Source organism: Streptomyces hilarionis, assembly GCF_024539675.1.
In the GTDB taxonomy this organism is placed as follows: domain Bacteria; phylum Actinomycetota; class Actinomycetes; order Streptomycetales; family Streptomycetaceae; genus Streptomyces; species Streptomyces hilarionis.
The window spans coordinates 1-17,419 of record NZ_JAHHIT010000179.1 but is presented as its reverse complement, the minus strand read 5'-3'; the positions used below and the strand labels follow the sequence as shown (position 1 = coordinate 17,419).

General features: G+C 71.8%; 15 protein-coding genes and 1 pseudogene. 13 read left to right on the top strand and 3 right to left on the bottom strand.

Annotated elements, in window-relative coordinates; genetic code table 11:
• Positions 1-153: 153 nt before the first annotated feature.
• From KMS84_RS32735 to KMS84_RS32725, 3 genes are all read right to left on the bottom strand, one after another.
• Entirely contained in the window at positions 154-1,452 is a 1,299-nt protein-coding gene (locus tag KMS84_RS32735; protein WP_256920132.1) for a citrate synthase, read from the bottom strand.
• A 240-nt stretch (positions 1,453-1,692) separates the two neighbouring features.
• Positions 1,693-3,951 carry an SF1B family DNA helicase RecD2 gene (gene recD2, locus KMS84_RS32730; RefSeq protein WP_256920131.1) on the bottom strand — a complete coding sequence of 753 codons (2,259 nt, stop codon included), beginning with the start codon at positions 3,949-3,951 and terminating at the stop codon, positions 1,693-1,695.
• Between the two features lie 40 nt (positions 3,952-3,991).
• Positions 3,992-4,315, bottom strand: coding sequence for a hypothetical protein (locus KMS84_RS32725; RefSeq protein WP_256920130.1), 324 nt, complete (start codon positions 4,313-4,315; stop codon positions 3,992-3,994).
• Between the two features lie 222 nt (positions 4,316-4,537).
• Between KMS84_RS32725 and KMS84_RS32720 the strand changes: the two genes are divergently transcribed.
• The 13 genes and pseudogenes from KMS84_RS32720 to KMS84_RS32660 all read left to right on the top strand — a co-directional run.
• Positions 4,538-5,554, top strand: a complete 1,017-nt coding sequence (locus KMS84_RS32720) for a LacI family DNA-binding transcriptional regulator (RefSeq protein WP_256920129.1) — start codon at positions 4,538-4,540, stop codon at positions 5,552-5,554.
• Positions 5,551-7,092, top strand: coding sequence for a sugar ABC transporter ATP-binding protein (locus KMS84_RS32715; RefSeq protein WP_256920128.1), 1,542 nt, complete (start codon positions 5,551-5,553; stop codon positions 7,090-7,092). Before KMS84_RS32720 ends, KMS84_RS32715 begins: the two co-directional genes overlap by 4 nt.
• Positions 7,082-9,034 carry an ABC transporter permease/substrate-binding protein gene (locus KMS84_RS32710; protein ID WP_256920127.1) on the top strand — a complete coding sequence of 651 codons (1,953 nt, stop codon included), beginning with the start codon at positions 7,082-7,084 and terminating at the stop codon, positions 9,032-9,034. The genes KMS84_RS32715 and KMS84_RS32710 overlap by 11 nt, the downstream gene beginning before the upstream one ends.
• Positions 9,035-9,132: 98 nt before the next feature.
• Positions 9,133-10,041 (top strand): ribokinase, encoded by a 909-nt coding sequence (locus KMS84_RS32705; RefSeq protein WP_256920126.1) that lies wholly within the window; start codon positions 9,133-9,135, stop codon positions 10,039-10,041.
• Entirely contained in the window at positions 10,038-10,427 is a 390-nt protein-coding gene (rbsD, locus tag KMS84_RS32700; RefSeq protein WP_256920125.1) for a D-ribose pyranase, read from the top strand. Before KMS84_RS32705 ends, rbsD begins: the two co-directional genes overlap by 4 nt.
• 244 nt (positions 10,428-10,671) lie before the next feature.
• A complete protein-coding gene (locus KMS84_RS32695) occupies positions 10,672-11,004 on the top strand; it encodes a hypothetical protein (protein WP_256920124.1) in 333 nt (110 codons plus the stop codon).
• A gap of 47 nt (positions 11,005-11,051) precedes the next feature.
• Complete coding sequence (locus KMS84_RS32690; protein WP_256920123.1) at positions 11,052-11,363, top strand: pore-forming ESAT-6 family protein; 312 nt, start codon at positions 11,052-11,054, stop codon at positions 11,361-11,363.
• A gap of 58 nt (positions 11,364-11,421) precedes the next feature.
• Positions 11,422-11,811: a DUF6507 family protein gene (locus KMS84_RS32685; RefSeq protein WP_256920122.1), complete on the top strand. Its 390-nt coding sequence runs from the start codon at positions 11,422-11,424 to the stop codon at positions 11,809-11,811.
• Positions 11,808-14,390 carry a hypothetical protein gene (locus KMS84_RS32680; RefSeq protein ID WP_256920121.1) on the top strand — a complete coding sequence of 861 codons (2,583 nt, stop codon included), beginning with the start codon at positions 11,808-11,810 and terminating at the stop codon, positions 14,388-14,390. The genes KMS84_RS32685 and KMS84_RS32680 overlap by 4 nt, the downstream gene beginning before the upstream one ends.
• A gap of 11 nt (positions 14,391-14,401) precedes the next feature.
• Positions 14,402-15,271, top strand: a complete 870-nt coding sequence (locus KMS84_RS32675) for an immunity 49 family protein (protein ID WP_256920120.1) — start codon at positions 14,402-14,404, stop codon at positions 15,269-15,271.
• 17 nt (positions 15,272-15,288) lie between these two features.
• On the top strand, positions 15,289-15,558 hold the full coding sequence (locus KMS84_RS32670) for a hypothetical protein (protein ID WP_256920119.1): 270 nt from the start codon (positions 15,289-15,291) through the stop codon (positions 15,556-15,558).
• Positions 15,559-15,589: 31 nt separating this feature from the next.
• Positions 15,590-16,960 (top strand): type VII secretion integral membrane protein EccD, encoded by a 1,371-nt coding sequence (gene eccD / locus KMS84_RS32665; RefSeq protein WP_256920118.1) that lies wholly within the window; start codon positions 15,590-15,592, stop codon positions 16,958-16,960.
• Positions 16,961-16,973: 13 nt separating this feature from the next.
• Positions 16,974-17,419 (top strand): annotated as a pseudogene (locus tag KMS84_RS32660) (hypothetical protein); the annotation flags it as partial.

Below are 17,419 nucleotides of genomic sequence, written 5' to 3'. Positions count from 1 at the left end.
CACCAGCACCCGACGACACACCCCGAGCCCCGGACGTCCCGGTCCCCCGGCCCCGGACGCACGACTGCCCGGGACAAGGCCCGGGCAGTCGAACATCAGGATCAGGACATCACGCGGGGCGCCCGGTGAGAACCCGGCCCCCCGCCGGAGGCATCAGCGCTGCTCGACCGGAACGAAGTCCCGCTCGACGACACCGGTGTAGATCTGGCGCGGGCGCCCGATGCGCGAGCCGGGCTCCTTGATCATCTCGTGCCACTGGGCGATCCAGCCCGGGAGGCGGCCCAGGGCGAACAGGACCGTGAACATCTCGGTCGGGAAGCCCATGGCCCGGTAGATCAGGCCGGTGTAGAAGTCGACGTTCGGGTAGAGGTTGCGCGAGACGAAGTAGTCGTCGGAGAGCGCGTGCTCCTCCAGCTTCAGCGCGATGTCCAGCAGCTCGTCGGACTTGCCGAGGGCCGAGAGGACGTCGTGCGCCGCAGCCTTGATGATCTTGGCGCGGGGGTCGAAGGACTTGTACACCCGGTGGCCGAAGCCCATCAGGCGGACGCCGTCCTCCTTGTTCTTCACCTTGCGGATGAAGGAGTCGACGTCGCCGCCGTTGGCCTGGATGCCCTCGAGCATCTCCAGCACGGACTGGTTGGCGCCGCCGTGCAGCGGGCCCCACAGCGCGTTGATGCCGGCCGAGATCGACGCGAACATGTTCGCCTGGGACGAGCCGACCAGGCGGACCGTCGACGTCGAGCAGTTCTGCTCGTGGTCGGCGTGCAGGATCAGCAGCTTGTCGAGCGCGGAGACGACGACCGGGTCGAGGTCGTACTCCTGCGCGGGCACCGAGAACGTCATGCGCAGGAAGTTCTCGACGTAGCCGAGGTCGTTGCGCGGGTAGACGAACGGGTGGCCGATCGACTTCTTGTACGCGTAGGCCGCGATCGTCGGGAGCTTGGCGAGCAGCCGGATCGTGGAGAGGTTGCGCTGCTTCTCGTCGAAGGGGTTGTGGCTGTCCTGGTAGAACGTGGACAGCGCGGACACCACCGACGACAGCATGGCCATCGGGTGGGCGTCGCGCGGGAAGCCCTTGTAGAAGTTCTTGACGTCCTCGTGCAGCAGGGTGTGCTGCGTGATGTCGTTCTGGAAGACGGTGAGCTCGTCGACGGTCGGCAGCTCGCCGTTGATCAGGAGGTAGGCGACCTCGAGGAAGGTCGACCGCTCGGCCAGCTGCTCGATCGGGTAGCCGCGGTACCGGAGGATGCCCTGCTCGCCGTCGAGGTACGTGATGGCGGATTTATAGGCGGCGGTGTTGCCGTAGCCGCTGTCCAGGGTCACCAGACCGGTCTGGGCGCGGAGCTTCCCGATGTCGAAGCCCTTGTCGCCGACGGTGCTGTCGATCACCGGGTAGGTGTACTCGCCGTCGCCGTACCGCAGTACTACAGCATTGTTGGTGTGCTCGCTCACGTCATCCCTCACCGACGTTGTGCCTCTTCTTCGAGGTTGCCCTGACTGTCTCTACCATCCCCCATTTGGCGCAGGAGAGTGCACTCGGGGTCGACCATTGGGCGTATCGGCGGCACTCAGTGCCGCCAACCAGCTCATCCTGCCGCCTTGGTCACGGTTGGGGAAGTGCTCTGTGACCTTCGTGACTCATTTGATCGATCATTTTTTACACGTTCTCCGGATGTCCCGGAATCCGCGGGCTCAGCGGCCCGCGAGCCGGAAGTCCAGGGCCGTGCAACGACGGCCCGCCGACACCGTGCGCACCGCCTGGCCGATCGCCTTGCGGGAGCCGACGAGGACGACGAGCTTTTTCGCGCGGGTGACGGCCGTATACAGAAGATTCCGTTGCAGCATCATCCATGCCCCGGTGGTGACGGGGATCACCACCGCGGGATATTCACTCCCCTGTGAACGGTGGATGGTCACCGCGTACGCGTGGGCCAGCTCGTCCAGTTCGTCGAACTCGTAGGGCACCTCCTCGTCCTCGTCGGTCAGCACGGTCAGGCGCTGGTCGACCGGGTCGAGCGAGGTGACGACGCCGACGGTGCCGTTGAAGACGCCGTTCTCCCCCTTGTCGTAGTTGTTGCGGATCTGGGTGACCTTGTCGCCGACGCGGAACACCCGGCCGCCGAACCGCTTCTCCGGCAGGTCGGGGCGGCCGGGCGTCACGGCCTGCTGGAGCAGGCCGTTGAGGGCGCCGGCGCCCGCCGGGCCGCGGTGCATGGGCGTCAGGACCTGCACGTCCCGGCGCGGGTCGAGGCCGAACTTCGCCGGGATGCGGCGCGCGGCCACGTCCACCGTGAGCCGGCCGGCCTCCTCGGTGTCGTCCTCGACGAAGAGGAAGAAGTCCTTCATGCCGTCGGTGAGCGGGTGCTGCCCGGCGTTGATCCGGTGCGCGTTGGTCACCACGCCGGACTGCTGGGCCTGGCGGAACACGCGCGTGAGGCGCACGGCCGGCACCGGGCCGCCGTCGGCGAGGAGGTCGCGCAGCACCTCGCCCGCGCCGACGCTGGGGAGTTGGTCGACGTCCCCGACGAAGAGCAGGTGGGCGCCGGGCGGGACGGCCTTGACCAGCTTGTTGGCGAGGAGCAGGTCCAGCATGGACGCCTCGTCGACCACGACCAGGTCGGCGTCCAGCGGGCGGTCGCGGTCGTAGGCCGCGTCGCCGCCGGGCTTGAGCTCCAGCAGACGGTGGACGGTGGAGGCCTCGGCGCCGGTCAGCTCGGCCAGCCGTTTGGCGGCGCGGCCGGTGGGCGCGGCGAGCACGACCTTGGCCTTGCGCGCGCGGGCCAGCTCCACGATCGAGCGGACGGTGAAGGACTTGCCGCAGCCGGGGCCGCCGGTGAGGACGGCGACCTTCTCGGTCAGCGCGAGCCGCACGGCCGCCTCCTGCTCGGGCGCGAGGTCGGCCTTCGTGCGGGTCCTCAGCCAGGCCAGCGCCTTGTCCCAGGCCACGTCGCGGAAGGCCGGCATCCGGTCCTCGTCCGTGCGCAGCAGGCGCAACAGCTGGGCGGACAGGGAGAGTTCGGCGCGGTGGAAGGGGACCAGATAGACGGCGGAGACCGGATCCCCGCCGTCGGCCGCCGGGACTCTCTCCCGGACGACCCCGGGGTCCTCGCCGTCCTCCGGCGGTTGCGCGAGCTCCGCGAGGCACTCGATGACCAGACCCGTGTCGACCTGGAGGAGCTTGACCGCGTCGGCGATCAGCCGCTCCTCGGGGAGGTAGCAGTGCCCCTGGTCGGTGGCCTGGGAGAGCGCGTACTGGAGGCCGGCCTTGACCCGCTCGGGGCTGTCGTGCGGGATGCCGACGGACTGGGCGATCCGGTCGGCGGTGAGGAAGCCGATGCCCCAGACGTCGGAGGCGAGGCGGTAGGGCTGGTTCTTCACGACGGAGATCGACGCGTCGCCGTACTTCTTGTAGATGCGGACCGCGATGGACGTGGACACCTCGACGGTCTGGAGGAAGAGCATGACCTCCTTGATCGCCTTCTGTTCCTCCCAGGCGTCGGCGATCTTCTTCGTGCGCTTCGGGCCGAGGCCGGGGACCTCGATCAGCCGTTTCGGCTCCTCTTCGATGATCTTCAGGGTGTCCATGCCGAAGTGCCGGGTGATGCGGTCGGCGAAGACCGGGCCGATGCCCTTGACCAGGCCGGAGCCCAGATAGCGGCGGATGCCCTGGACGGTGGCGGGCAGCACGGTCGTGTAGTTCTCGACCGTGAACTGCTTGCCGTACTGCGGGTGGGAGCCCCAACGGCCCTCCATGCGCAGCGACTCGCCGACCTGGGCGCCGAGCAGGGCGCCGACGACCGTGAGCAGGTCGCCGGCTCCCCTGCCCGTGTCGACCCGGGCGACCGTGTAGCCGTTGTCCTCGTTGGCGTACGTGATGCGCTCCAGCACGCCTTCCAGCGTGGCGAGCCGCCGCTCCTCCGCCCCCTGGGCGGCCCCCGTGCGTTGGGACATGATCCGACGGTACCGCCCGCCACCGACAGGACCGCCCGGGTCAGTCCTGCTCGACGGTCACGCAGGTGCCGACGACATAGCCGGTGACGCCGCTGCGGGTCACCTTCACCCAGCGCTTGCTGACGATGCCGCACTTCTCGTAGGCGGTCGCGCCGTAGTACATCGTGCAGGAGGCCGAGGCGCTCTGGCCCTTGTTGAGCTGGGCGAGAGCGGTGCCGCCGGTGCTGGTCGTGGAACGGATGACCACGGTCTCGAGCGCCTTGGCCGTGCAGCTCGCCGCGGCGGCCGGGGCGGCGACCGCGAACGAGGCGCCGACCAGGGCGGCGGCTCCCACGGACGCACCGAGTATCCGGCTTGCGCGCATGTCTGTTCTCCCCTGTTTCCTTGGCACGGGCATGCCACCCGCGCCGGTCGGGGGCAGCCTAGGGCCCCGCGGGGGCTGGTTCATCACGATCGGGTTTCAGCCACGCCAGGGTCTTGCCCCCCGCCCGTGTAATCGATTCCAATCCTTCCTACGCGTCGATGTAATCGATTCCACGATCGGCACGGCGCGCACGAACCGAGTCCACGAGGAGGTGGAGCGGCGATGGCGAGCATCAAGGACGTCGCTGCCGAGGCGGGCGTATCCGTCGCCACGGTGTCACGCGTCCTGAACGACCATCCGTCGGTCAGCGACGACGCACGCACGCGCGTGCTGGCCGCCGTCGAGGCACTGGGCTACCGCCCGAACGCCGTCGCCCGGTCGCTGCGCACCGACCAGACCCGCACCCTCGGCCTGGTCATCAGCGACGTGATGAACCCCTACTTCACCGAGCTGGCCCGCTCCGTGGAGGAGGAGGCCCGCGCCCTCGGCTACAGCGTGATCATCGGCAACGCCGACGAACGGCCCGACCTCCAGGACCACCACGTCACCACCCTGCTGGACCGCCGGATCGACGGCCTGCTGGTCTCCCCCACCGACGGCGGCTCCCCGCGCATGCTGGACGCCGCGCGCGCGGGCACGCCGATGGTCTTCGTCGACCGGTGGATCCCCGGCCTGGACGTGCCCGTGATCAGGTCGGACGGCCGGGACGCGGTGCGCGACCTCGTGGCCCATCTGCACGGCCTCGGCCACCGACGGCTCGCCATCATCGCGGGGCCCGCCGCCACCACCACCGGCAGCGAGCGTGTGGAGGCGTTCCGCGCCGCCCTGGCCGAGTACGGGCTCCCCCTCCCGGACGCCTACATCGGGCAGGGCGACTTCCAGGCCGAGAGCGGCCGGCGGGTCACCGAGGGCTTCCTCGACCTGCCCGAGCCCCCCGAGGTCGTGTTCGCCGCCGACAACCTGATGGCGCTCGGCGCGCTGGACGCCGTCCGCGCGCGCGGACTGCGCGTTCCGGACGACCTGGCGCTCGCCGCGTTCGACGACATCCCGTGGTTCGTGCACACCGATCCGCCGATCACGGCGATCGCCCAGCCGACGGGCGAGCTGGGGCGGGCCGCCGTGCGCGCGCTCGTCGACCGCATCGAGGGGCGGCCCCCGCAGTCGGTCACCTTCGCCGCCCGCCTCGTCGTACGCCGCTCGTGCGGCGAGTCCCCCGTAACGAACAGGAGCCAGACGTGAGCAACGCGGACGAGTTGCTGCGCATCGAAGGCATACGCAAGACCTTCCCCGGCGTGGTCGCGCTCGACAGCGTCGACTTCGACCTGCGGCGGGGCGAGGTGCATGTGCTGCTCGGTGAGAACGGCGCGGGCAAGAGCACCCTCATCAAGATGCTCTCCGGCGCCTACCGGCCCGACGCCGGGCGGATCCTGGCCGGCGGCGAGGAGGTGCGCATCCACGGTGCGCAGGACTCCGAGCGCCTCGGGATCGCCACCATCTACCAGGAGTTCAACCTCGTCCCCGACCTGACGGTCGCCGAGAACATCTTCCTGGGACGCCAGCCCCGCCGGCTCGGGGTGATCGACCGCAAGCGGATGGAGGCCGAGGCCGCCGTCCTGCTGGAGCACGTGGGCGTGGACGTCCCGCCCCGCGCGCGGGTGCGCGAACTCGGCATCGCCCGGTTGCAGATGGTCGAGATCGCCAAGGCGCTGAGCCTGAACGCGCGCGTGCTCATCATGGACGAGCCGACCGCCGTGCTGACCTCCGAGGAGGTCGACAAGCTCTTCGCGATCGTGCGCCGGCTGCGCGAGGACGGCGTCGGCATCGTGTTCATCACCCACCATCTGGAGGAGATCGCCGCCCTCGGCGACCGCGTCACGGTCATCCGCGACGGCCGCAGCGTCGGGCAGGTGCCGGCCTCCACCCCGCAGGACGAGCTCGTCCGCCTCATGGTGGGCCGCTCCATCGAGCAGCAGTACCCCAGGGAGCGTCCCGAGACGGGCGCCGCCCTGCTGGCCGTCGACGGGCTCACCCGGGACGGCGTCTTCCACGACGTCTCCTTCGAGGTGCGCGCCGGCGAGGTCGTCGGCATCGCCGGGCTGGTCGGCGCCGGTCGTACCGAGGTGGTACGGGCCGTCTTCGGGGCCGACCCCTACGACCGGGGGAGCGTGCGGGTCGCGGGCGCGGCGCTGCGCCGGCACGACGTCAACGCGGCGATGGCGGCCGGGATCGGGCTGGTGCCCGAGGACCGCAAGGGCCAGGGGCTGGTGCTGGACCAGTCGGTCGAGGAGAACCTCGGGCTCGTCACGATGCGCGCCGCGACCCGGGGCGGCCTGGTCGACCTCAGGGGGCAGCACGCGGCGGCGGCGCGGATCGCCGAGCAGCTCGGGGTGCGGATGGCCGGGCTCGGCCAGCAGGTGCGCACCCTGTCCGGCGGCAACCAGCAGAAGGTCGTCATCGGCAAGTGGCTGCTGGCCGACACCAAGGTGCTGATCCTCGACGAGCCCACGCGCGGGATCGACGTCGGCGCCAAGGTCGAGATCTACCAGCTCGTCAACGAGCTGACGGCGGCCGGCGCCGCGGTCCTGATGATCTCCTCCGACCTGCCCGAGGTGCTCGGCATGAGCGACCGGGTGCTGGTGATGGCCCAGGGCCGGATCGCCGGCGAACTGCCTACCGAGCAGGCCACCCAGGACGCGGTGATGGCCCTCGCCGTCGGCGCGCCCGCCACCCCTACCACCCCTACGACCACCGAAGCGGAGGCCGGCCGTGGCCGCTGACACGCACCCGATCACGAAGGGCGCCGGCGGCGGCGCCGCGGCGGTGCGCCGCCTGCTCCTCGACAACGGCGCGCTGACCGCGCTGATCGTCCTCGTCATCGCCATGTCGGCGCTGTCGGGCGACTTCCTGACCACGGACAACCTGCTCAACGTGGGCGTCCAGGCGGCCGTGACCGCCATCCTCGCCTTCGGCGTGACGTTCGTGATCGTCTCGGCGGGCATCGACCTGTCGGTCGGCTCGGTGGCGGCGCTCTCGGCGACCGTGCTGGCCTGGAGCGCGACCCAGCACGGCGTCCCCGTGGCCGTCGCGCTGCTGCTCGCCGTCGCCACCGGCATCGCCGCCGGTCTGGTGAACGGTTTCCTCATCGCGTACGGCAAACTGCCGCCGTTCATCGCGACGCTCGCGATGCTCTCGGTCGCCCGCGGTCTGTCGCTGGTGATCTCCGAGGGCTCCCCGATCGCCTTCCCCGACTCCGTCTCGCACCTCGGCGACACGCTCGGCGGCTGGCTGCCCGTGCCGGTGCTGGTGATGGTCGTCATGGGGCTCATCGCCGCGTTCGTGCTCGGCCGCACCTACATCGGGCGTTCGATGTACGCCATCGGCGGCAACGAGGAGGCCGCCCGGCTGTCCGGCCTGCGCGTGAAGCGGCAGAAGCTCGCCATCTACGCCCTGTCCGGCGTCTTCGCGGCCGCCGCGGGCGTCGTGCTCGCCTCCCGGCTGTCGTCCGCGCAGCCGCAGGCCGCCGACGGCTACGAGCTGGACGCCATCGCCGCGGTCGTCATCGGCGGGGCCTCCCTCGCCGGCGGCACCGGCAAGGCCTCGGGCACCCTGATCGGCGCGCTGATCCTGGCGGTGCTGCGCAACGGGCTGAACCTGCTGTCCGTCTCGGCGTTCTGGCAGCAGGTCGTCATCGGCGTCGTCATCGCGCTGGCGGTGCTGCTCGACACCCTGCGGCGCAAGGCGGGCGCGACCCCGGCGGCGGCCGGGGCGGGCGGCGGCGGCAAGGGCCGGCAGGCGGCCACGTACGGCCTCGCGGCCGTCGTCACCGTGGCGGTCGTCGGCGCGACCTCGTTCCTGCACGGCGGCGCCTCCCCCAGCGCGAACCCGCGCATCGGCCTGGCGCTGTCCACCCTGAACAACCCGTTCTTCGTGCAGATCCAGTCCGGCGCGAAGGCCGAGGCGAAGAAGCTGGGCGTGGACCTGACGGTCACCGACGCGCAGAACGACGCCTCCCAGCAGGCCAACCAGTTGCAGAACTTCACCAGTTCCGGCTACGACTCGATCATCGTCAACCCCGTCGACTCGGACGCGGCCGGCAACTCGGTCAAGGCCGCCGACAAGGCGAAGATCCCGGTCATCGCCGTCGACCGGGGCGTCAACAAGGCCACGGTGGACGCGCTGGTCGCCTCCGACAACGTGGCGGGCGGCGAACTGGCCGCGAAGACGGTCGCCGAGAAGCTGGGCGGCGCCGGCAGGATCGTGATCCTCCAGGGCCAGGCGGGCACCTCCGCCGCGCGCGAGCGGGCCGCGGGCTTCGCCAAGGGCCTCAAGGCCTACCCCGGCATCAAGGTGCTCGCCCAGCAGCCGGCCGACTTCGACCGCACCAAGGGCCTCGACGTGATGTCGAACCTGCTCCAGGCCCACCCGGACGTCCAGGGCGTCATCGCCGCCAACGACGAGATGGCGCTCGGCGCGATCAAGGCGCTGGGCTCCAAGGCCGGCACGTCCGTCCAGGTCGTCGGCTTCGACGGCACCCCCGACGGACTCAAGGCCGTCGAACAGGGCACGCTGTACGCGTCGGTCGCGCAACAGCCGTCCCAGCTGGGGAAGATCGCCGTGGACAACGCGCTGAAGGCGCTGCGGGGCAAGAAGGTCGAGGAGACGGTGAAGGTGCCGGTCAAGGTGGTCACGAAGGCCAACGCGGCCGGGTTCAGCGGCTGACATCGCCCACCGCGCGCCCTCGCGCCTCGCGCGCACCGGCGGGCGGTCCCCATGGACGGGACCGCCCGCCCCACGTCACGTATCAGGGGAGTTCTGCCATGTACGACTACGACCTGCTGGTCGTGGGGTCGGCCAACGCCGACCTGGTGATCGGCGTCGAACGCAGGCCGGCGGCCGGGGAGACGGTGCTCGGCTCCGACCTCGCCGTGCACCCCGGCGGCAAGGGCGCCAACCAGGCCGTCGCGGCCGCGCGCCTCGGGGCCCGGACAGCCCTGCTGGCCCGGGTCGGCGACGACGACCACGGGCGGCTGCTGCTCGACGCGCAGCGGGCGGCCGGCGTCGACACGACGGGCGTGCTGACGGGCGGGGCGCCCACCGGCGTCGCGCTGATCACCGTGGACCCGTCGGGCGACAACAGCATCGTGGTGTCGCCGGGCGCGAACGGCCGCCTGACCCCGCAGGACGTCCGTGCCGCGGGCGATCTCCTCCACGCCTCCCGGGTGGTGTCGGCGCAGCTGGAGATTCCGCTGGAGACGGTCGTGGCGGCCGCGGCGAGCCTCGGCCCGGACAGCAGGTTCGTGCTGAACCCCTCCCCGCCGCGCCCGCTGCCCGTGGCGCTGCTCGCGGCCTGCGACCCGCTGATCGTCAACGAGCACGAGGCGAAGGTGATCCTCGGCACCGCGGACGACGACGCCTCCGGTCCCGAGGACTGGGCGCGGCTGCTGCTCGCGAAGGGGCCCCGGTCGGTGGTCGTCACGCTGGGCGCGCAGGGTGCGCTGGTGGCGTCGGCGGACGGCGGCGTGCGGCGTGTCGCCCCCGTGCAGGTGGACGCCGTGGACACGACGGGCGCGGGCGACGCGTTCACCGCGGCGCTGGCCTGGCGGCTGGGCGGGGGCGCCTCGCTCGAGGAGGCGGCGGCCTACGCGGCCCGGGTGGGCGCGGTGTCGGTGACCCGCCAGGGCGCGCAGGAGTCGTTCCCGACGGCCGAGGAGGTCGACGCCCTGTGAGGAAGACGGGGATCCTCAACCGTCATCTCGCCGGTGCGCTGGCCGAGTTGGGGCACGGCCACGAGGTGCTGGTGTGCGACGCGGGCATGCCGATACCGGCCGGGCCGCGGGTGGTCGACCTCGCCTTCCGGGCGGGGGTGCCGTCGTTCGAGGAGGTGGTCGACGGGCTGCTCGCCGAACTGGTGGTGGAGGGCGCGACGGCGGCCCGGGAAGTGCGCGAGGCCAACCCCGCGGCCGCCGGCCTCCTCGCGGGCCGCTTCCCGTCCCTGGCCTACGTCTCGCACGAGCGGCTGAAGGAACTGTCGGCGGGGGCGCGGCTGGTGGTGCGCACGGGTGAGGCGCGGCCGTATGCGAACGTGCTGCTGAGGTGCGGGGTGTTCTTCTGAACCCCGGCCGGGGGCGCCCGCCGCACGCGGCGGCGGGCCGTCGCCTGCGGCCTTTCGTCGGGCTTTCGGGAGGCTTTGGGCGGGCTTTCGGCGGGCAGCCCGGATGATCCGGGCAGTCCCCGCGGGGTCGCGAAGGTGTCCGGATCGTGTCACATCGCGATCTACCGCATTGCGTCCGCAACGGGTAATGCGACAGCATGCTCGAACTGGTATGTGAGGTACACGTGACGCACGGGGGTGACGCATGAAGTTCGACATGGGGTCCACGGCCCTGTCGGATCTGAGCAGGAGCACCGTCGGTTCGAGCACCGACCTGGGCACACTGATCCGCGCGCTGATCCAGGCGGCCGAGCCGCTGGAGGGCAGGTTCAACGGCTCCGGAAAGGTCGCCTTCGACTCGTTCAAGAAGCGAGCGGACGAGATCACGGCCGCGCTCAACGGATCGCTCGGCGCGATCCTGGAGGGCCAGGGCGGCATGGACACCGCGTTCGCCGGCGGCGACACCGAACAGCACGACAACGCCAACAAGAACATGGGCGCGGCCAACTTCGACGCGGCCCGCTTCGGCGCACGCTAGGCCGCGGGTCGAGGCCTGGAACCGACAATCACAGGGGGTTTGTGACGATGAGTCAGAATCAGGACCGCCGCTCCTACGACACCGGCGCCTCGGGCGAGGTGCAGGGCGGACTGCAAGGGATCGTCGCGCAGCTGGAGCGGGTGCTGGCCGACCGCGACAAGGCCGTGAAGGCCGCCATGGCCGACTTCCAGGCCGACGGGGTGTCCGAGGAGTACCACGGCAAGGAACTGCGCTGGAACCGGGCGGCCAACGAGGTGCGCAGCATCATCCAGCTGGTGCGCACCACGCTGGAGGACAACGACGGGACGGCCCAGTCGACGATGGCGAAGGCGCGGGCGGCCGTCGACAACATCGGCTGACGCGAGGCGCCGACGCGGCGCCGGCACACGTAGGTCACGGGGAGTACGGGGTATCCACATGACGGGGTGGGACATCTCGCCGTCGGGCGTGCAACACGTTCTCACGGAGACGGCGAAGGCGGCCGAGGGCCTCTCGAACACCGGGAAGGCGTTGCAGGAGACCCTGCCCAGCGCCGCCGGGTCCGCCGGCACGATCCAGCAGGGCGGCGTCGAGAAGAGCGGGGTCCAGGGACCGGTCGGCGGGGCGCTGGCCGAGTTCTTCACGGCCTACCAGGAGAAACTGGCCTACGTCGCGGTGCGCACGTCGAACTCCCTCAACGGGGCGGCCACCGCGACCAACGCGTACGTCAAGGGCGACCTGGACATGGCCGCGCAGGCCCAGGCGAGCGCCCTGAAGGAGCCGAAGATCGACCTGCCGGGCGCGGGCGGACAGCAGGGGGGCAAGTGAGCGCGGACCTCATCGACCCGCAGAACATCCCGCAGTTCACCGGCGACCTGGAACAACTGGGCACGGACTCGATGCTCCTGACCGCGGAGGCCCTCACCTTCCGCCAGTCGGGTTCGGACGTGCACACCCGCTTCCAGGGCCTGTCGGCGTGCTACTCGGCCCCGGAGGCCGACCAGTTGTTCGCCACGACGGCGCCGGTGGCCGCCAAGGCCGACGAGTTCGCCGACGACCTGGAGAAGGTGGCCGCCGCCCTCAGCTCCTACGAGACGGAAGTCCAGCCGCTCGTGGCCAAGCTGAGAAGCCTCAAGCAGCGGGCGGAAACCTTCCGCAGCGACATCGCGGGCGACGACCACTGGCGCGAGGACGACGACAACGTCCAGCTCAACAACGACCTGGTGCACGACGTCAACGCCACCACGGCGGCTTTCTGGCAGGCGGAGATCACCTGCCACAACAAGATCACCGCACTCGTGGGCGGGACGACGCTGATCCTCGAGGACGGCGCGCAGAAGCGGCTGCTGAAGCGCGGCACCAGCACGTACGGCTTCACCGCCGACCTGCTGGACAGTTCCGAGGAACTGCCCTGGGGCAAGACCGTGGAGAAGGAGCGGCACGGTCTGGACTGGCTCGGCCACCAGGTGCTGGACTTCGGCAAGGGCTTCGTCGTCGACGGCGTGTGGGGCACCATCCGGGGCCTCGGCACCTTCGTCGGCGTCGACGGCTGGGACGCGGCGGGCGAGGCCTGGACCGGCCTCGGCAAGCTCGCGACGGGCCTGGCCATCACCGCGACCCCGGTCATCGGCAGCATGTACTGGACGATGCCCGAGGACAAGCTGCCCGGGTATCTGCGCGAGACCCGCAACACCGTCAAGGAGGCCGGCAAGGCGCTGGTGGCGTGGGACGAGTGGGGCAAGAACCCCGCCCGCGCCGGCGGCGCGGTCACCTTCAACGTCCTGACCACGGTCTTCACCGGCGGCGCCGGCACGGCCGCGAAGGGCGGCGCGGTGGCCCGCACGCTCGCCGTGCTCGGCAAGACCGGGCGGCTGGTCGACCCGATGACGTACCTCGGCAAGGCCGCGAAGTTCGGCAGCGTCAAGGTCGCCGACGTGTTCGCCGGCCTGCGGGGCGTCCACGCGGGCGCCTTCGACGACATCCTCTCCGGGGCGGGACGCGTGCAGCCGGACGGGAGCGTGGTGCGGATCGCCGACGACATCCCGGTGATCCACGACAACGTCGTCCACTGGCCGGACGGCACCCGCCTCGACCTCAACGACGGCTCGGTCGTCCGCCCGGACGGGACGTCGGCCCCGGCCAAGGTCGAACTGTCGGCAGCGGACAGGGACTTGCTGCGCCAGACGCTGCCGCACGACGAGGGGGCGCTGGTCGGTGCGGGCGACCGGGCGGGCGCCCACGCCGCCGGGGACACGGCCGGCCATGCCGGCGGCGACGCGACCGCGCGGGGCGGCGGCCACACGACGCCGACCGCGCACGCCACCGACCACGCGGGAGGCGGCCGGGGCACCGACACGGTCCCGGCACACGACACCGGCGGACACGCGGCGGGCGGCGACCACGGTCACACGGGCGGCGGGGCCGACGGCGGCCACGTGCCCGCCCAGCACGGCGGGACCGGGGGCGGCCACGGAGGCGGCAACGGCTCGGACGGATCGCCGTCAGGCAGCCACAATCCGCTCGAGCACGAACGCGAGATCATGCGGCAGCAGGTCGAGCGGGCCAACAACGACCCCCAGTGGTTCAAGGACCACTACCGCGAGAACGGCTACCGGCTGTCCACCGAGGCCAAAGGGGGGTACAGCCAGGTCGTACCCCAGCTCGTGCGCAACCCGTTCGCGCCGCCCAAGTGGATCGCGGCCAGCGACATGCCGCCGGCGATCAAAGAGCACTACGTGCACAAGGATCCCGTGGTGGGAAAGCGCTCGGACCTCTCTCCCGAGACCCTGCGCCACATGGACGACCAGGCGGCGAAGCGGGACGCGGCCGTCACGGCCGACAACGCCGCGGAAGACCGGCTCAAGGCTGCCGAGGAGGCGTACACCGCGCACCGCACGGACGCGACGGCCGCCGCCAGGGACCACGCCAACGCGGCCCACAAGCCGCTCCACGCCGACGCGAACCGGCAGGCCGAACTGCTCGGCGAGGACGCCGCCGAACACCATGCGATACCGGAGCACTACGAGGGTGCGGTGCGCCTGGACGACGGGGCGTTCGGCAACAACCGGTTCGACCAGGTGTACCGGGCCCAGGACGGCCGGTACGTCGTCGTCGAGGCGAAGGGTTCCACGACGGCGAATCTCGGTGTGCGCAAGGGGCACAGCGGACGACTGGTGACGCAGGGGACGCGGGAGTACTTCGAGACCATCCTCAAGGAAATGGAGAAGAGGGCCAAGAGGCGCCGCAGCGAGGGCTTGCTCGACCAGGCAAGGGCTGAGCGCGCCCTGGCACGGGACCTGAGAACCGCGCTGAACCAGGGCAAGGTGGACTACGTGCTGGTAAAGGCAGACTTCCACGGGTCCAAATACGCTGGGTACCAGATGAAGCAGTTCGACCTCACGAAATGAGAACGTGGTTCATGCCGACGCGCGTTTCCCGGCCTCCGCAGAAAAGCACGCATCCAAACCCCGATGAGCTCCGGCAGGAGATCAACGAGGACACGCTCGAGGACGTTCAGCAGCTCGAGCAGTATCCGCAGAGCTTCGGTCTGACCTTCAGTGCCGCGCTGGCCGGCGCCACGGTGCAGACGCTGAACGACCCCACCGCCAAGATGCTGGAGACCTGGGAGGCCTGGGTCATGGCCATGCAGGTCGGGTCGGCGCTCTTCGCCTCGGCTACCGCTCCCGAGGGGTCCACCGTCGAGTGCGTGATCGCTCATGAGGTCAGGACGATCCCCGCCGTGGGACCCACCCACTTCACGGACGCCGGGACCTGGCTGGACGCCTTCTGGCTGGCCGTGGTCTGCCGGGACCAGGCGCGGATGACCGCGTTGTGCCAGGTGCCGATCGAGACGCTGCGGGCTTCCGGGGCCGTGTTCGAGGAGTACATCTACCACTGGGTGGACGCCCTCCAGACGTACTGGCTGGAACGGCCGGGCCTCGGGGACAAGCTCGTCGCCGCGTTCGACGGGACCGACCCGGACCGGCTGCGGGTCGCCGACCGGGAGCTGATGCTCAAGGTCCTGTTCCCGCCGCTCAACCTCTTCCACCGGTTCGTCGCCCAGGACCCCGTGAAGTTCAACGAGGCCCTCGTCCGCGCGCTCGAACTGCACAAGGACTACTGGACGGCCGACCCGGAGCGCGAGGAGTCCGGCGACGGCGACATCCCGCTCGCCGTCCTGGCGATCACCTGCCTCGCGTACGACGCCGGCCGGCCGATCGACGTCGAGTCCGAGTACCTTCCCGAGCACCTGCTCAAGCGCAGCTGGCTGGGCGAGTTCCCGACGTGAGGCGAGTGTGAGGCGGTATGACCGCTCAGGACTATGACAGTCAGCTTCTCGAGTCCGTTGCCGTGCGGCGGCGGCGGTTGCGGGATGCGTTGGTGTTCGGGGCGCAGCGGCAGCGGCGGGCCGTGGACGAGCGGGTGGGGAAGGTGGTCGCCGGGATGGTCGTGGCGGCCGTGTTGTGCGCGGGGTGCGTGGGGTGGTCGTTCGTGTCGCACCGGGTGATCGGGCAGAGCACGAGCCCCTACTCCCCCGGGTTCTCCACACCCTCCGGCAGTCCTACGAGCCGGTGATAGGTTCGCGAACGTGATGTCTACGGGGGCCATGAGTCGTCAGGCGGCCGGCGGGCCGGCGGTGCTGAGTCGCGTCACCCTCGTCGGTGAGCGGCGTCGCGTCGACCTCGTCCTGCCCGCGCAGGAGCCGGTCGGGGTGCTGCTGCCCGAGATCATGCGGTTGCTGGACGACCGCGTGGAGGGCCGGCCCGCGTCGCGTCATCTCGTCACGGTGGACGGCTCCGCACTCGATCACGACAGCACACTGGAGACGGCGGGCGTCCGCGACGGCGCCGTGCTGCGTCTCGTCCGCGCGGAGGACGCGCCGCCCGCTCCCGTCGTCCACGACGTCAGCGACGAGGTGGCCGAGGGTCTCGGCGACCGGCTGGGGCAGTGGGGGCCCGCCGCGCGGCGGATCACGGCGGGGGTCGCGTGCGTGGGCTGGGCGGTCGTCGCCGCGGTGTTCGCGCGTGCGCAGTTCGACCGTTCCGCGGTGGCCGGTGCGCTGCTCGCCTGCGCCGGCGTGGCCGCGGCGGCCGGTGCGGTCCTCGGGCGGCTGCGCAGGCAGGCGCCGGCGGTGACGCTGCTGTGCGCGGGCGGCGCGCTCGGTGTGCTCGGCGCGTGGAGCCTGGTCGACGTGGTCGGCGGGGACTCCGCCGGCGCTCTGCGACTCGCCGGTGCGGCGGCCGTGTGCGCGCCGGTCCTCGTCCTGCTCGGGCTGTTCACGCCGCTGGGGCGGGGCGGTGTGGTGGGCGCGGCCGCCGTGGCGCTGAGCGCCGTCGGCTGGGAGGCCGTCCTCGCCGCGCAGTCCGGCGCGGCGACGGCGGAGCAGCAGGCCCGGGCCGGGGCGGTCGTCGGCGTCGTCTGCGTGGTGGCGCTCGGGCTGCTGCCGCGGCTGGCGCTGATGGCGTCCGGTCTGTCGGGGCTCGACGACCGGCGGGCCGGCGGGGTGTCCGTGAGCCGCTACCAGGTGTCCGCCGCGCTGGCCGCCGCCCACCGCGGGCTGGTGCTCGCCACGATCACCGTGGCCGCGTCGGCCGCCGCGGGGGCCGTGCTGACGGTGCGGTCCCCCTCCGGGTGGACGGTCGCGCTCGCCGCGGTCGTCGCGCTGGTGCTGGCTCTGCGGGCCCGGGCGTTTCCGCTGGTCGCCGAGGTGGCCGTGCTGCTGGCCGCCGCGGCGGGCATCGCCGTACGGTTGGTGACGGTGTGGGCGGAGCGGTCCTCGGCCTCGGCGCCGCTGGCCGTGCTCGTCGTGCTGGCGGTCCTGCCGCTGGCCGTGCTCGCCGTTCAGCCGGCCGAGCATGTGCGGGTGCGGTTGCGGCGGTTCGGCGACCTGCTGGAGTCGGTGGGGGTCATCACGCTGCTTCCGCTGCTCGTCGGCGTGTTCGGTGTGTACGGGCGACTGCTCGACACCTTCGCTTAGGAGGCGCGGCGGCATGACACAGGGGGAACAGCGGTGGGAGCGGCCGTCCGGACGCCCCGGTGGCGGCGGCGACTGGCAGCGGGACGTGCTGCGGGAGTTGGGCGGCAACCCCGACGCGGATGCCGCCGCGGGTGCGGGCGGTGGCCCGCAGGCGCCTGCCGTGCGGCCCGGTGAGCCCGCGCTGCGGCTCGTGCACCCCGCGCCTTCGCGCCCCGCGGAGGCCACCGCGGAGGCCGGCGCCGACGGCGACGCGTCCGGCCCGCGCATACCCGGCCCGGTGCCCCCGCCCGCGGCCGGTCCCTCGTCCGCGCCCGGGGCACCGGGCCCCGCCGCGCCCCTGTCACCCGCCCTCGAGTCCGGCATCGTGCCGCCCGCCGACGCGCCGGAGCCGGAGCGGCCCGCGGCCCCCGCCGCACCCGCCGCGCCCACAGCGCCCGCCGGCGGCCCTCGGCTTCCCGC

What these genes read in the sequence shown, in the direction of transcription:
- KMS84_RS32705 (WP_256920126.1), top strand. Translation starts at nt 9,133, where the DNA reads ATGTACGACTACGACCTGCTGGTCGTGGGGTCGGCCAACGCCGACCTG.
- eccD (WP_256920118.1), top strand. Translation starts at nt 15,590, where the DNA reads ATGAGTCGTCAGGCGGCCGGCGGGCCGGCGGTGCTGAGTCGCGTCACC.
- recD2 (WP_256920131.1), bottom strand. Translation starts at nt 3,951, where the DNA reads ATGTCCCAACGCACGGGGGCCGCCCAGGGGGCGGAGGAGCGGCGGCTC.
- KMS84_RS32720 (WP_256920129.1), top strand. Translation starts at nt 4,538, where the DNA reads ATGGCGAGCATCAAGGACGTCGCTGCCGAGGCGGGCGTATCCGTCGCC.
- KMS84_RS32685 (WP_256920122.1), top strand. Translation starts at nt 11,422, where the DNA reads ATGACGGGGTGGGACATCTCGCCGTCGGGCGTGCAACACGTTCTCACG.
- KMS84_RS32695 (WP_256920124.1), top strand. Translation starts at nt 10,672, where the DNA reads ATGAAGTTCGACATGGGGTCCACGGCCCTGTCGGATCTGAGCAGGAGC.
- KMS84_RS32670 (WP_256920119.1), top strand. Translation starts at nt 15,289, where the DNA reads ATGACCGCTCAGGACTATGACAGTCAGCTTCTCGAGTCCGTTGCCGTG.
- KMS84_RS32675 (WP_256920120.1), top strand. Translation starts at nt 14,402, where the DNA reads ATGCCGACGCGCGTTTCCCGGCCTCCGCAGAAAAGCACGCATCCAAAC.
- KMS84_RS32690 (WP_256920123.1), top strand. Translation starts at nt 11,052, where the DNA reads ATGAGTCAGAATCAGGACCGCCGCTCCTACGACACCGGCGCCTCGGGC.
- KMS84_RS32725 (WP_256920130.1), bottom strand. Translation starts at nt 4,315, where the DNA reads ATGCGCGCAAGCCGGATACTCGGTGCGTCCGTGGGAGCCGCCGCCCTG.